Here is a 17,152-nt window from a genome sequence, read left to right on the forward strand (position 1 = left end):
CCAGGATGCGAAGCTGCATTGTACGGTGACTGTTGGCTGAACGCCGGGCAATTTGTGTAAGGTATAAACGTGTACATATTTGATCAAGCACCCGGCAGCCGATAGCAGAAAGCTTGCGTAGAAGACGCCGTAGGCGCGAAAGGCGCTGTGCGTCCACCGGGCCGGAGCACAGGCGTTTACACTACCCTTCCGGGCCAGAATGCGAAACTACATTGCACGGTAACCGTAGGTCGCGTTATCCCAGGCAGAAATCGAAAGAGTAGGGGGAGAACCTTTTGTGATGAGGGTGAAAAAACTTTTAGCGAATCCGTGAAAATCTGTAAGGAGAAAGATTCTCATAACAGAAGTTGAGGAGGCAATCCTCTTTACAGCAGGTCCTCCATATCAGACAAAAGCCCCTGTACCGAGTAATCCGGTGCAGGGGCTTCGTTTTTGTGGGATACAGTTTGAAAGGGGAGAGAGGCGTTAGCAGGGGGGGATAGGCAACAAGGATTGCTGGTGCTTTTTAAGGTGGCCCTGTTTTGCATTTCTGTCCGTAAGGGTACCAGACAAAAATATAAACATACGGAATTTCACAAGAGTGTGGCCAAGGAAAAATGAAAAAATCATCTTTAAAAACCGACGCACGGTTATGGACCTCTACTCTACTGAAAGAGCTACTACAACCCACGCAAGCGGGAGAAGTGTAGACCCGAATGACTATTGATTTTCTAGATACGCCAGTGGTAGGATTCCATATACGAAAAAATCATGGAAAGAAACTCCAGGGATCTTCCTATTAGGAGTATGGAGTGTGGGGCGAGGTCGGACACAAAAATTATATTATGAAAATGGATCACCCACTTTTTAAAGGGACTTTTTCGAGGGGATGCCATCGAATCTGTCGATGTAAAGGGAAAACCATATGTATCGTAAAGCCCTTTGGATAGTTCCGTAAGAATGAATGTCAATGGATGCGTTTAAAAAAGAGAATGTGAAACCATATAGGCAAACAAAAAGAACGAACTTATCGCAAGAGGGGTATGGCCGTTTAACAGGGGAAACCGGATTTTCGAGCACCCACCCAGTAGCAAATCGGTTCAAAGCGTTTGAATGATTACATCTTTCGACATAAGTTCTATAAAAGTGTGTATTTCTATCGAATAATCTTAAAAAAAAGGATATAGTAGTTGAAAAAATGTAAATACATTCGTTGAAGCTTCTGCTATACTTAGTCTAAAATAGGCAGTTGATTGCCTGAAAATGAAAGGGTGAATTTATGAAACGCACAGGAACTCTTTGGCGGCGTATAGCCGCTTGTGTGTTGTCAGTATCGTTGCTATGTAGCATGGCTTTGCCTGCCGCAGCAGCGGAGGAGCCTACACGCCGGGGAAACGTCAACTACCTGGCCAATCAGGGAGAGCTGATGGAGACGCCTCTGATTCAACTACCGCTTGGCGCAGTTAAGGCGCGTGGTTGGCTGGAAAATCAGCTCTTATTGCAGAGGGATAATCTCACGGGAAATATGTCCCTGTTTAATGACTACAACGAGGAGACCAGCGCTTGGTTAGGCGCGCCCAATGGCGAAAATTGGGAGAGAGGCCCCTATTATTTACGCGGCTTAGTCGCATTGGCGTATACGCTCGACGATGATGGGCTTAAAGCAGAGGCGCAAAAGTGGATTGATTGGTCCATTGAAAATCAGCGTGACGATGGATATTTTGGCCCGGCCAATGAGAATAGCTGGTGGTCCCGCATGCCTGTTTTGATGGCGATTCGTGACTACTATGAGGCAACTGAGGCCGCAGGAACGCCGGATGAGCGTGTGATTCCTTTTATGGAAAAATATTTCCGTTATCAAGCGTCAGAGTTGCCGCACCGGCCTTTGAGCAACTGGGCGGACGCCCGTGGCGGTGACAATATTGATAGTGTGTTTTGGCTGTACAACCATGTCTATGACCCGGCCAATCCGGAGGCTAGTGCCTGGTTGTTGGACCTGGGAGAACTCCTGCTACAGCAGACAACCAACTGGGAAGATCAGTACAACAATACGACCGTGCGCCAGCATGTGGTCAACACCAGCCAGGGAATGAAAACTCCGCCGGTTTATTATCAGTATGACCAAAGTGAAAAGTACCGGACTGCCCTGCGAAACGGTATTTTTAATATGAGTTTGGACCATGGGCGCATCGACGGACTGCCGAACTCGGACGAAGCAGCCCGCGACAATCGTTCTACCCGCGGGTCAGAAACTTGTGGTATTGTGGAGGGCTTGCTTTCCACAGAGATTGCTCAGAAAATTTTGGGTGAAGCTTGGCTTGGTGACCGCATAGAGCAGTTGGCTTACAATGCGCTTCCGGCAGCCTATACGCCGGATCTCTCTGGCCATACCTATTATGTACTGCAAAATCAGGTGATGGCAACGCTTGGCAACCATGAGTTTGACTGCGACCATGGGGACAGCTCTGCGTTTGGCGCACCGCTTGGTTTTGACTGTTGTTTTGCTAACTGTCATATGGGTTGGCCAAAGTTTGTCCAGAACATGTGGATGGCAACAGCGGACAACGGTCTGGCGCTGGTAGCCTATGGGCCGAATCGCGTGACAGCGAAAGTGGCCGATGGGAAAACGGCAACCTTTGTACAGGAAACCAACTATCCATTTGAAGATGCCGTTCATTTGAGCTACAGCGGTGAAACAGCAGAATTTGAATTGAAACTGCGCATCCCGGAGTGGTGCGACACCCCAGAAGTCTCTGTCAATGGGGAAGAGCAGGAAGGCGTTGTTACCGGCGAATACTACACCATCCAGCGCGATTGGCAGGCAGGGGATGAGATTGACCTGAACTTCCCAAGTGAGATTGAAACATCCACTTGGTATAATGATTCCATCGCTGTCGAAAAAGGTCCCCTGATCTACGGACTTAAGATCGAAGAGGACTGGCGTACCTATGATAGCAACGATGCGCGCGAGCTGAAGGTGGAACATCAGGAACAGTCTCCCCTGCGCGAGGTATTCCCCGCCAGCCGTTGGAACTATGGTCTGATTGTGGATGAAGACGATCCAGCATCCAGCTTTACAATTGAAAAATTGGATGAAGTACCGCTTCAACCGTTTAGTACAGAGAACGCGCCAATTGTACTCAAGGCAAAGGGACAGATTATACCGGAGTGGCAGCTTGATGGAAATATTGCCGGACCGCAGCCCTTTGGTCCTACCCCTTACGATGAGAGCTTGGTTGAGGACATCGAGTTGATCCCCTACGGTTGCGGCCGTTTGCGCATCACTCATTTTCCAAAGATCGGAGAGGCACAGGAAACGGTGGTCCGTACAGCAGAGCGTGATGCGGAGATAGTAAAGGACAATGGAGTGACCTATCAGGAGTTTGATAATGTCATCGTTCCTGCTGCAAACAATTATACGTTGCATGTCCGGGGAAATGGCGTGGGATCAGTTGTAATCAATGGTAAATACACGCAGGAGATCGATCTCTCGACGGGTTCTGCCACCATTACAGACCTTAAAAACTTGCTTTCCGGCGGTTTCCGTTTTGATGCAGAACAATATAATAATATCCGTTTTACGGATGGAGTTACGGTCGATGAGATTGAGGTTGTCCCAGTAGAGCGCTCGATTACAGAGGTACAGATCAATAGCACCCGTCGTTCCGGCGATAGCATAAAATTGGTCACGAACCTCGATCCCCAGGAAACTCCTTACCGTGTGGTATATGGAACGGAGTCCGGTGTTTATACCCATACGGTACGCGGATTCAGCTCCAACACAGCTACTCTCACTGGTCTGGATACAGACGAAACCTATTACGTCAAAGTGATTGCGCCCATTATGGGGCAAGAGGTGGAAAGTGCAGAAATGGCCTTCGAACCGGCCAGCGAAGGTGGATTAAAGCCCAATCCGAATGTACCTACAGCGGTTTACAACGGCTTTAATTCCCTCAACTATATGGAGCAGGATTGGAAACTCTACGATCCAAACGGGAAAGTTTCTCTGCGCGCCAGCGCAGACGGCTCCAAGACCGAGATCCGATTTGAAAAAGATCCGGATGTCAAGGCTGTCTTGAACCTCGCCGATGCGGATAAGTGGGTAGACTTTGTCGCAGAGGCGGAACTATCCGTAGACTTGGCGAATAACAACAACTGTGGTTTGATCCTTCGTGGAACAAACATTGGAGAGGGGCCGGACAATTACCAGGGGTACTTTGTAGGAATCGGCCGATTGGATGTCAAGAATTTGCCGGAAACCGGTGAGGCATACAATGGCCCTGGTGTAATGATTGGCTATGCGGACGGCGCATGGCATGATTTGAAACCGATCCGCGCAGACATTCAGCCCGGTGAGACCTATCGATTAAAAGTTGTCGTATATGGGAATCAATTTGCCGTTTATCTAAACGATGAATTGCTTACTACCTTTGAAGATGATCGTTTTGCGAATGGTACCATCGGTCTGCGTTCCTATAATGAGGCGTTTACCGTGTATAATACAACGGTTCGCCCGGTGGAAGAGGATGATCTCACCGTATTTGAAACAGGCGAAGAAGGTCCCTCTGATTGGCCGCCCTATGTAGAGGCCAACTTGGTGGACGATTTCTCCAACATGGAGGAATCAAATGCACGATGGACGAAGGTGGGCGATGCTGACCGTATTCAGATTGAAGATGGAAAGATGAGCCTGGGTTCCAGCACGGATATCAAAGCGACAGCGGGCGACGACACTTGGAGTAACTTTGCCTATGAAGTGAACCTCAAACTGCTGGATGGTGGTGGAAATTCGGGAATCATTTTCCGTACAACAAATGAAGGTCCTGGTGCAGACAATTATTACGGGTACTATTTTGGCATCAGCGGAACCAATTTCGAAATTGGAAAGGCGAGCAACGGATGGACCAGTTTGCGAAATGAAAACTATGAACTGGATACCAGCATTCCACATACCTTAAAGGTTTTGGTTCACCACGACCGAATGTTGTTCTATATCGATGACAAACAGGTAGCCAACTTGACCGATACTACGCACCAAACCGGAAAAATTGGTCTGCGCGGATACAACCGCGCGTTTGAAGTAAACCATGTGACGGTTCGTCCTCTGACGGACAAAGAGATCGAGGAATTAGAAACGCAGACAGTAGAAGTCAAAGAAGTAACAGCGGATTCTTCCTATAACGTCGTTCGTGTAAATTATCCCAAGACTTCCAATGCGACCAGCTTTAAGGCGCTGGTAGGTACGGAATCCGGAGTATATACAGATGAGTTTGTAGATTTCTTCTTTAATGGCTATAAGGGGTCCGGCATTTTCTCAGCAGACAAAACAGCCTTTTCCGTCCCGGAAAACGGCACTTACTATGTCAAATTCATGGGAATGAATGGAACAACGCCGGTAATGACCTCGGAAGAGATTGTGATTACTACAAATGATCGGGCAGATACAGCGGATGACTGTGAGAAGCTAGCAGAAATTCTGGCGCAGGCCAAGGCAACGGATACCACAAACTTCACACAAACCAGTTTGGAACGCCTGGAACGTGCCATCGCGGATGCAGAAGCGCTTCCGGAAGATGCCAGCCAGATGGCGATAGGAGTTGCAAAGAATATCCTCTATGCAGCGATGACCACGCCGAACTCGGAGGATATTCCCGACGAACCGGTGATTCCGAGCGAACATACCCTGACGGTAAGCTACCCGACGACGGTGAAGCTGTCGATCGATGGGGAAGAGCAGACGATTGCAAACCTGATCGGTGCATATAAAGACGTCGTGATGGCAAACACGAACCTGGATCTGACCTTTGAGCCGAGAGTCGAAGGAAGAGAGATCGCAGGCGTCACCGTGAACGGCGAAGCCGTAGCAGAAGAGAACTTTGACGTTGCCGAGTATATCTACAGCCTGGCAATGCCAAATGCAGACACTACGATTGAACTGGGCTTCACGATCGTGGATAAGGAAAATCTGCGCGAAGTGATCACAATCGCAGAGAGCGAGAACGTGAAAGCGCAGGTAGAGGCGGCAGTCCCGTCGGTACAGAAGAAGTACGAGAATGCGTTGCAGGCAGCGAAAGCGATCGAAGAAAAGAAGACCGCAAGCCAGGACGAGATCAACAACGCGATGTTTGAGCTGATCGAGGCATTGCAGTATCTGAGCTTTACAGCGGGCGACAAGAGCCAGCTGGAAATCCCGATGGAGATTGCAGAGAGCATCAATCGAGAGAACTTCACGCCGGAGAGCGTACAGGCGCTGGACGACGCATACAAGGCGGCAGAGGACCTGATGGACGACGAGGAAGTACTGGAAGCAGACATCCAGGCAGCGGCAGAAGCGCTGTATGAAGCGCTTGACAACCTGGTCTTCCGTGCAGATAGGACGGATCTGGAAGCTTTGGTAGCAGAAGGCAAAGAGATTGTAAAGAATGCTTCGAAGTACATCCAGGATAATGAATGGAGTGTATTTGTAACCGTCCTGGGAGAAGCAGAAGATCTACTGGAAAATGACAATGCAACCCAGGAGGCAGTGGATGAGAAGGCTGAAGAACTGCTCAATGCGATTACAGCACTGCGTATGATTCCGAACAAGGACGCTTTGAAAGACCTGATTGGAAAAGCAGAGGCAGTGAACACCAGCAAGTACACAGCAAAGAGCGTGGCAGCGATGCAGAAGGCATTGAGCAACGCAAAGGTTGTGTTGAACAATGAGGCAGCGACCGAAGAAGAGGTCAAGAGTGCCGTAGAAGCATTGGAAGCAAGCATCCAGAACCTGGAGACAAAGACGGCGACAGCGAAGAAGAGCGGCTCCACATCGAGAAATGTAAGCAACACATATGGAGCAGCGGGTGTAGTTTCCGCAAGCCAGAGTGCAGTGGCAAGCGTGCGCAGTGATGCGGCAAATGCCATCACGCTGAACAGAGGAAGCATGTACACCTTCAAGATGACCGTGGTCAATGGAAACGGACTGGCGCCGAGCTTCACAGTGGGCAACGGAAGCGTTCTGAAGACGCAGTTTGTGTCCCAGATCGGCAATGACTACTACTACAGAGTGTATGCAGTTGGCACACCGTGCCAGAGCACAGGTGTTTACACCACACTTCCGGGCCAGAATGCGAAGCTGCATTGCACGGTAACCATTGGCTAAACGCCGGGAAATTTGTGTAAGGTATAAACGTGTACATATTCGATCAAACACCCGGCAGCCGATAGCAGAAAGCTTGTGTAGGAGACGCCACAGGCGCGGAAGACGCTGTGGTCCACCGTGCCAGAGCACAGGCGTTTACACCACCCTTCCGGACCAGGATGCGAAGCTGCATTGTACGGTGACTGTTGGCTGAACGCCGGGCAATTTGTGTAAGGTATAAACGTGTACATATTTGATCAAGCACCCGGCAGCCGATAGCAGAAAGCTTGCGTAGAAGACGCCGTAGGCGCGAAAGGCGCTGTGTGTCCACCGGGCCGGAGCACAGGCGTTTACACCACCCTTCCGGACCAGGATGCGAAGCTGCATTGTACGGTGACTGTTGGCTGAACGCCGGGCAATTTGTGTAAGGTATAAACGTGTACATATTTGATCAAGCACCCGGCAGCCGATAGCAGAAAGCTTGCGTAGAAGACGCCGTAGGCGCGAAAGGCGCTGTGTGTCCACCGGGCCGGAGCACAGGCGTTTACACCACCCTTCCGGACCAGGATGCGAAGCTGCATTGTACGGTGACTGTTGGCTGAACGCCGGGCAATTTGTGTAAGGTATAAACGTGTACATATTTGATCAAGCACCCGGCAGCCGATAGCAGAAAGCTTGCGTAGAAGACGCCGTAGGCGCGAAAGGCGCTGTGTGTCCACCGGGCCGGAGCACAGGCGTTTACACCACCCTTCCGGACCAGGATGCGAAGCTGCATTGTACGGTGACTGTTGGCTGAACGCCGGGCAATTTGTGTAAGGTATAAACGTGTACATATTTGATCAAGCACCCGGCAGCCGATAGCAGAAAGCTTGCGTAGAAGACGCCGTAGGCGCGAAAGGCGCTGTGTGTCCACCGGGCCGGAGCACAGGCGTTTACACCACCCTTCCGGACCAGGATGCGAAGCTGCATTGTACGGTGACTGTTGGCTGAACGCCGGGCAATTTGTGTAAGGTATAAACGTGTACATATTTGATCAAGCACCCGGCAGCCGATAGCAGAAAGCTTGCGTAGAAGACGCCGTAGGCGCGAAAGGCGCTGTGTGTCCACCGGGCCGGAGCACAGGCGTTTACACCACCCTTCCGGACCAGGATGCGAAGCTGCATTGTACGGTGACTGTTGGCTGAACGCCGGGCAATTTGTGTAAGGTATAAACGTGTACATATTTGATCAAGCACCCGGCAGCCGATAGCAGAAAGCTTGCGTAGAAGACGCCGTAGGCGCGAAAGGCGCTGTGTGTCCACCGGGCCGGAGCACAGGCGTTTACACCACCCTTCCGGACCAGGATGCGAAGCTGCATTGTACGGTGACTGTTGGCTGAACGCCGGGCAATTTGTGTAAGGTATAAACGTGTACATATTTGATCAAGCACCCGGCAGCCGATAGCAGAAAGCTTGCGTAGAAGACGCCGTAGGCGCGAAAGGCGCTGTGTGTCCACCGGGCCGGAGCACAGGCGTTTACACCACCCTTCCGGACCAGGATGCGAAGCTGCATTGTACGGTGACTGTTGGCTGAACGCCGGGCAATTTGTGTAAGGTATAAACGTGTACATATTTGATCAAGCACCCGGCAGCCGATAGCAGAAAGCTTGCGTAGAAGACGCCGTAGGCGCGAAAGGCGCTGTGTGTCCACCGGGCCGGAGCACAGGCGTTTACACCACCCTTCCGGACCAGGATGCGAAGCTGCATTGTACGGTGACTGTTGGCTGAACGCCGGGCAATTTGTGTAAGGTATAAACGTGTACATATTTGATCAAGCACCCGGCAGCCGATAGCAGAAAGCTTGCGTAGAAGACGCCGTAGGCGCGAAAGGCGCTGTGTGTCCACCGGGCCGGAGCACAGGCGTTTACACCACCCTTCCGGACCAGGATGCGAAGCTGCATTGTACGGTGACTGTTGGCTGAACGCCGGGCAATTTGTGTAAGGTATAAACGTGTACATATTTGATCAAGCACCCGGCAGCCGATAGCAGAAAGCTTGCGTAGAAGACGCCGTAGGCGCGAAAGGCGCTGTGTGTCCACCGGGCCGGAGCACAGGCGTTTACACCACCCTTCCGGACCAGGATGCGAAGCTGCATTGTACGGTGACTGTTGGCTGAACGCCGGGCAATTTGTGTAAGGTATAAACGTGTACATATTTGATCAAGCACCCGGCAGCCGATAGCAGAAAGCTTGCGTAGAAGACGCCGTAGGCGCGAAAGGCGCTGTGTGTCCACCGGGCCGGAGCACAGGCGTTTACACCACCCTTCCGGACCAGGATGCGAAGCTGCATTGTACGGTGACTGTTGGCTGAACGCCGGGCAATTTGTGTAAGGTATAAACGTGTACATATTTGATCAAGCACCCGGCAGCCGATAGCAGAAAGCTTGCGTAGAAGACGCCGTAGGCGCGAAAGGCGCTGTGTGTCCACCGGGCCGGAGCACAGGCGTTTACACCACCCTTCCGGACCAGGATGCGAAGCTGCATTGTACGGTGACTGTTGGCTGAACGCCGGGCAATTTGTGTAAGGTATAAACGTGTACATATTTGATCAAGCACCCGGCAGCCGATAGCAGAAAGCTTGCGTAGAAGACGCCGTAGGCGCGAAAGGCGCTGTGTGTCCACCGGGCCGGAGCACAGGCGTTTACACCACCCTTCCGGACCAGGATGCGAAGCTGCATTGTACGGTGACTGTTGGCTGAACGCCGGGCAATTTGTGTAAGGTATAAACGTGTACATATTTGATCAAGCACCCGGCAGCCGATAGCAGAAAGCTTGCGTAGAAGACGCCGTAGGCGCGAAAGGCGCTGTGTGTCCACCGGGCCGGAGCACAGGCGTTTACACCACCCTTCCGGACCAGGATGCGAAGCTGCATTGTACGGTGACTGTTGGCTGAACGCCGGGCAATTTGTGTAAGGTATAAACGTGTACATATTTGATCAAGCACCCGGCAGCCGATAGCAGAAAGCTTGCGTAGAAGACGCCGTAGGCGCGAAAGGCGCTGTGTGTCCACCGGGCCGGAGCACAGGCGTTTACACCACCCTTCCGGACCAGGATGCGAAGCTGCATTGTACGGTGACTGTTGGCTGAACGCCGGGCAATTTGTGTAAGGTATAAACGTGTACATATTTGATCAAGCACCCGGCAGCCGATAGCAGAAAGCTTGCGTAGAAGACGCCGTAGGCGCGAAAGGCGCTGTGTGTCCACCGGGCCGGAGCACAGGCGTTTACACCACCCTTCCGGACCAGGATGCGAAGCTGCATTGTACGGTGACTGTTGGCTGAACGCCGGGCAATTTGTGTAAGGTATAAACGTGTACATATTTGATCAAGCACCCGGCAGCCGATAGCAGAAAGCTTGCGTAGAAGACGCCGTAGGCGCGAAAGGCGCTGTGTGTCCACCGGGCCGGAGCACAGGCGTTTACACCACCCTTCCGGACCAGGATGCGAAGCTGCATTGTACGGTGACTGTTGGCTGAACGCCGGGCAATTTGTGTAAGGTATAAACGTGTACATATTTGATCAAGCACCCGGCAGCCGATAGCAGAAAGCTTGCGTAGAAGACGCCGTAGGCGCGAAAGGCGCTGTGTGTCCACCGGGCCGGAGCACAGGCGTTTACACCACCCTTCCGGACCAGGATGCGAAGCTGCATTGTACGGTGACTGTTGGCTGAACGCCGGGCAATTTGTGTAAGGTATAAACGTGTACATATTTGATCAAGCACCCGGCAGCCGATAGCAGAAAGCTTGCGTAGAAGACGCCGTAGGCGCGAAAGGCGCTGTGTGTCCACCGGGCCGGAGCACAGGCGTTTACACCACCCTTCCGGACCAGGATGCGAAGCTGCATTGTACGGTGACTGTTGGCTGAACGCCGGGCAATTTGTGTAAGGTATAAACGTGTACATATTTGATCAAGCACCCGGCAGCCGATAGCAGAAAGCTTGCGTAGAAGACGCCGTAGGCGCGAAAGGCGCTGTGTGTCCACCGGGCCGGAGCACAGGCGTTTACACCACCCTTCCGGACCAGGATGCGAAGCTGCATTGTACGGTGACTGTTGGCTGAACGCCGGGCAATTTGTGTAAGGTATAAACGTGTACATATTTGATCAAGCACCCGGCAGCCGATAGCAGAAAGCTTGCGTAGAAGACGCCGTAGGCGCGAAAGGCGNGGGATAGGCAACAAGGATTGCTGGTGCTTTTTAAGGTGGCCCTGTTTTGCATTTCTGTCCGTAAGGGTACCAGACAAAAATATAAACATACGGAATTTCACAAGAGTGTGGCCAAGGAAAAATGAAAAAATCATCTTTAAAAACCGACGCACGGTTATGGACCTCTACTCTACTGAAAGAGCTACTACAACCCACGCAAGCGGGAGAAGTGTAGACCCGAATGACTATTGATTTTCTAGATACGCCAGTGGTAGGATTCCATATACGAAAAAATCATGGAAAGAAACTCCAGGGATCTTCCTATTAGGAGTATGGAGTGTGGGGCGAGGTCGGACACAAAAATTATATTATGAAAATGGATCACCCACTTTTTAAAGGGACTTTTTCGAGGGGATGCCATCGAATCTGTCGATGTAAAGGGAAAACCATATGTATCGTAAAGCCCTTTGGATAGTTCCGTAAGAATGAATGTCAATGGATGCGTTTAAAAAAGAGAATGTGAAACCATATAGGCAAACAAAAAGAACGAACTTATCGCAAGAGGGGTATGGCCGTTTAACAGGGGAAACCGGATTTTCGAGCACCCACCCAGTAGCAAATCGGTTCAAAGCGTTTGAATGATTACATCTTTCGACATAAGTTCTATAAAAGTGTGTATTTCTATCGAATAATCTTAAAAAAAAGGATATAGTAGTTGAAAAAATGTAAATACATTCGTTGAAGCTTCTGCTATACTTAGTCTAAAATAGGCAGTTGATTGCCTGAAAATGAAAGGGTGAATTTATGAAACGCACAGGAACTCTTTGGCGGCGTATAGCCGCTTGTGTGTTGTCAGTATCGTTGCTATGTAGCATGGCTTTGCCTGCCGCAGCAGCGGAGGAGCCTACACGCCGGGGAAACGTCAACTACCTGGCCAATCAGGGAGAGCTGATGGAGACGCCTCTGATTCAACTACCGCTTGGCGCAGTTAAGGCGCGTGGTTGGCTGGAAAATCAGCTCTTATTGCAGAGGGATAATCTCACGGGAAATATGTCCCTGTTTAATGACTACAACGAGGAGACCAGCGCTTGGTTAGGCGCGCCCAATGGCGAAAATTGGGAGAGAGGCCCCTATTATTTACGCGGCTTAGTCGCATTGGCGTATACGCTCGACGATGATGGGCTTAAAGCAGAGGCGCAAAAGTGGATTGATTGGTCCATTGAAAATCAGCGTGACGATGGATATTTTGGCCCGGCCAATGAGAATAGCTGGTGGTCCCGCATGCCTGTTTTGATGGCGATTCGTGACTACTATGAGGCAACTGAGGCCGCAGGAACGCCGGATGAGCGTGTGATTCCTTTTATGGAAAAATATTTCCGTTATCAAGCGTCAGAGTTGCCGCACCGGCCTTTGAGCAACTGGGCGGACGCCCGTGGCGGTGACAATATTGATAGTGTGTTTTGGCTGTACAACCATGTCTATGACCCGGCCAATCCGGAGGCTAGTGCCTGGTTGTTGGACCTGGGAGAACTCCTGCTACAGCAGACAACCAACTGGGAAGATCAGTACAACAATACGACCGTGCGCCAGCATGTGGTCAACACCAGCCAGGGAATGAAAACTCCGCCGGTTTATTATCAGTATGACCAAAGTGAAAAGTACCGGACTGCCCTGCGAAACGGTATTTTTAATATGAGTTTGGACCATGGGCGCATCGACGGACTGCCGAACTCGGACGAAGCAGCCCGCGACAATCGTTCTACCCGCGGGTCAGAAACTTGTGGTATTGTGGAGGGCTTGCTTTCCACAGAGATTGCTCAGAAAATTTTGGGTGAAGCTTGGCTTGGTGACCGCATAGAGCAGTTGGCTTACAATGCGCTTCCGGCAGCCTATACGCCGGATCTCTCTGGCCATACCTATTATGTACTGCAAAATCAGGTGATGGCAACGCTTGGCAACCATGAGTTTGACTGCGACCATGGGGACAGCTCTGCGTTTGGCGCACCGCTTGGTTTTGACTGTTGTTTTGCTAACTGTCATATGGGTTGGCCAAAGTTTGTCCAGAACATGTGGATGGCAACAGCGGACAACGGTCTGGCGCTGGTAGCCTATGGGCCGAATCGCGTGACAGCGAAAGTGGCCGATGGGAAAACGGCAACCTTTGTACAGGAAACCAACTATCCATTTGAAGATGCCGTTCATTTGAGCTACAGCGGTGAAACAGCAGAATTTGAATTGAAACTGCGCATCCCGGAGTGGTGCGACACCCCAGAAGTCTCTGTCAATGGGGAAGAGCAGGAAGGCGTTGTTACCGGCGAATACTACACCATCCAGCGCGATTGGCAGGCAGGGGATGAGATTGACCTGAACTTCCCAAGTGAGATTGAAACATCCACTTGGTATAATGATTCCATCGCTGTCGAAAAAGGTCCCCTGATCTACGGACTTAAGATCGAAGAGGACTGGCGTACCTATGATAGCAACGATGCGCGCGAGCTGAAGGTGGAACATCAGGAACAGTCTCCCCTGCGCGAGGTATTCCCCGCCAGCCGTTGGAACTATGGTCTGATTGTGGATGAAGACGATCCAGCATCCAGCTTTACAATTGAAAAATTGGATGAAGTACCGCTTCAACCGTTTAGTACAGAGAACGCGCCAATTGTACTCAAGGCAAAGGGACAGATTATACCGGAGTGGCAGCTTGATGGAAATATTGCCGGACCGCAGCCCTTTGGTCCTACCCCTTACGATGAGAGCTTGGTTGAGGACATCGAGTTGATCCCCTACGGTTGCGGCCGTTTGCGCATCACTCATTTTCCAAAGATCGGAGAGGCACAGGAAACGGTGGTCCGTACAGCAGAGCGTGATGCGGAGATAGTAAAGGACAATGGAGTGACCTATCAGGAGTTTGATAATGTCATCGTTCCTGCTGCAAACAATTATACGTTGCATGTCCGGGGAAATGGCGTGGGATCAGTTGTAATCAATGGTAAATACACGCAGGAGATCGATCTCTCGACGGGTTCTGCCACCATTACAGACCTTAAAAACTTGCTTTCCGGCGGTTTCCGTTTTGATGCAGAACAATATAATAATATCCGTTTTACGGATGGAGTTACGGTCGATGAGATTGAGGTTGTCCCAGTAGAGCGCTCGATTACAGAGGTACAGATCAATAGCACCCGTCGTTCCGGCGATAGCATAAAATTGGTCACGAACCTCGATCCCCAGGAAACTCCTTACCGTGTGGTATATGGAACGGAGTCCGGTGTTTATACCCATACGGTACGCGGATTCAGCTCCAACACAGCTACTCTCACTGGTCTGGATACAGACGAAACCTATTACGTCAAAGTGATTGCGCCCATTATGGGGCAAGAGGTGGAAAGTGCAGAAATGGCCTTCGAACCGGCCAGCGAAGGTGGATTAAAGCCCAATCCGAATGTACCTACAGCGGTTTACAACGGCTTTAATTCCCTCAACTATATGGAGCAGGATTGGAAACTCTACGATCCAAACGGGAAAGTTTCTCTGCGCGCCAGCGCAGACGGCTCCAAGACCGAGATCCGATTTGAAAAAGATCCGGATGTCAAGGCTGTCTTGAACCTCGCCGATGCGGATAAGTGGGTAGACTTTGTCGCAGAGGCGGAACTATCCGTAGACTTGGCGAATAACAACAACTGTGGTTTGATCCTTCGTGGAACAAACATTGGAGAGGGGCCGGACAATTACCAGGGGTACTTTGTAGGAATCGGCCGATTGGATGTCAAGAATTTGCCGGAAACCGGTGAGGCATACAATGGCCCTGGTGTAATGATTGGCTATGCGGACGGCGCATGGCATGATTTGAAACCGATCCGCGCAGACATTCAGCCCGGTGAGACCTATCGATTAAAAGTTGTCGTATATGGGAATCAATTTGCCGTTTATCTAAACGATGAATTGCTTACTACCTTTGAAGATGATCGTTTTGCGAATGGTACCATCGGTCTGCGTTCCTATAATGAGGCGTTTACCGTGTATAATACAACGGTTCGCCCGGTGGAAGAGGATGATCTCACCGTATTTGAAACAGGCGAAGAAGGTCCCTCTGATTGGCCGCCCTATGTAGAGGCCAACTTGGTGGACGATTTCTCCAACATGGAGGAATCAAATGCACGATGGACGAAGGTGGGCGATGCTGACCGTATTCAGATTGAAGATGGAAAGATGAGCCTGGGTTCCAGCACGGATATCAAAGCGACAGCGGGCGACGACACTTGGAGTAACTTTGCCTATGAAGTGAACCTCAAACTGCTGGATGGTGGTGGAAATTCGGGAATCATTTTCCGTACAACAAATGAAGGTCCTGGTGCAGACAATTATTACGGGTACTATTTTGGCATCAGCGGAACCAATTTCGAAATTGGAAAGGCGAGCAACGGATGGACCAGTTTGCGAAATGAAAACTATGAACTGGATACCAGCATTCCACATACCTTAAAGGTTTTGGTTCACCACGACCGAATGTTGTTCTATATCGATGACAAACAGGTAGCCAACTTGACCGATACTACGCACCAAACCGGAAAAATTGGTCTGCGCGGATACAACCGCGCGTTTGAAGTAAACCATGTGACGGTTCGTCCTCTGACGGACAAAGAGATCGAGGAATTAGAAACGCAGACAGTAGAAGTCAAAGAAGTAACAGCGGATTCTTCCTATAACGTCGTTCGTGTAAATTATCCCAAGACTTCCAATGCGACCAGCTTTAAGGCGCTGGTAGGTACGGAATCCGGAGTATATACAGATGAGTTTGTAGATTTCTTCTTTAATGGCTATAAGGGGTCCGGCATTTTCTCAGCAGACAAAACAGCCTTTTCCGTCCCGGAAAACGGCACTTACTATGTCAAATTCATGGGAATGAATGGAACAACGCCGGTAATGACCTCGGAAGAGATTGTGATTACTACAAATGATCGGGCAGATACAGCGGATGACTGTGAGAAGCTAGCAGAAATTCTGGCGCAGGCCAAGGCAACGGATACCACAAACTTCACACAAACCAGTTTGGAACGCCTGGAACGTGCCATCGCGGATGCAGAAGCGCTTCCGGAAGATGCCAGCCAGATGGCGATAGGAGTTGCAAAGAATATCCTCTATGCAGCGATGACCACGCCGAACTCGGAGGATATTCCCGACGAACCGGTGATTCCGAGCGAACATACCCTGACGGTAAGCTACCCGACGACGGTGAAGCTGTCGATCGATGGGGAAGAGCAGACGATTGCAAACCTGATCGGTGCATATAAAGACGTCGTGATGGCAAACACGAACCTGGATCTGACCTTTGAGCCGAGAGTCGAAGGAAGAGAGATCGCAGGCGTCACCGTGAACGGCGAAGCCGTAGCAGAAGAGAACTTTGACGTTGCCGAGTATATCTACAGCCTGGCAATGCCAAATGCAGACACTACGATTGAACTGGGCTTCACGATCGTGGATAAGGAAAATCTGCGCGAAGTGATCACAATCGCAGAGAGCGAGAACGTGAAAGCGCAGGTAGAGGCGGCAGTCCCGTCGGTACAGAAGAAGTACGAGAATGCGTTGCAGGCAGCGAAAGCGATCGAAGAAAAGAAGACCGCAAGCCAGGACGAGATCAACAACGCGATGTTTGAGCTGATCGAGGCATTGCAGTATCTGAGCTTTACAGCGGGCGACAAGAGCCAGCTGGAAATCCCGATGGAGATTGCAGAGAGCATCAATCGAGAGAACTTCACGCCGGAGAGCGTACAGGCGCTGGACGACGCATACAAGGCGGCAGAGGACCTGATGGACGACGAGGAAGTACTGGAAGCAGACATCCAGGCAGCGGCAGAAGCACTGTATGAAGCGCTT

The 17,152-nt window shown here is 50.8% G+C and carries 2 protein-coding genes; both read left to right on the forward strand.

Annotated features, from left to right (window positions below):
- The first annotated feature begins 1,258 nt into the window (after positions 1–1,258).
- Positions 1,259–7,120, forward strand: a complete 5,862-nt coding sequence (locus B9Y59_RS00685; protein ID WP_085531155.1) for a 3-keto-alpha-glucoside-1,2-lyase-like domain-containing protein — start codon at positions 1,259–1,261, stop codon at positions 7,118–7,120.
- 4,962 nt (positions 7,121–12,082) lie between these two features.
- Positions 12,083–17,152: 3-keto-alpha-glucoside-1,2-lyase-like domain-containing protein (locus tag B9Y59_RS15565; protein ID WP_085531159.1), on the forward strand; the 5,070-nt coding region annotated here is incomplete at its 3' end.

Origin of the sequence: Anaeromassilibacillus sp. Marseille-P3371 (assembly GCF_900169665.1) — a bacterium.
GTDB lineage: Bacteria > Bacillota > Clostridia > Oscillospirales > Acutalibacteraceae > Anaeromassilibacillus.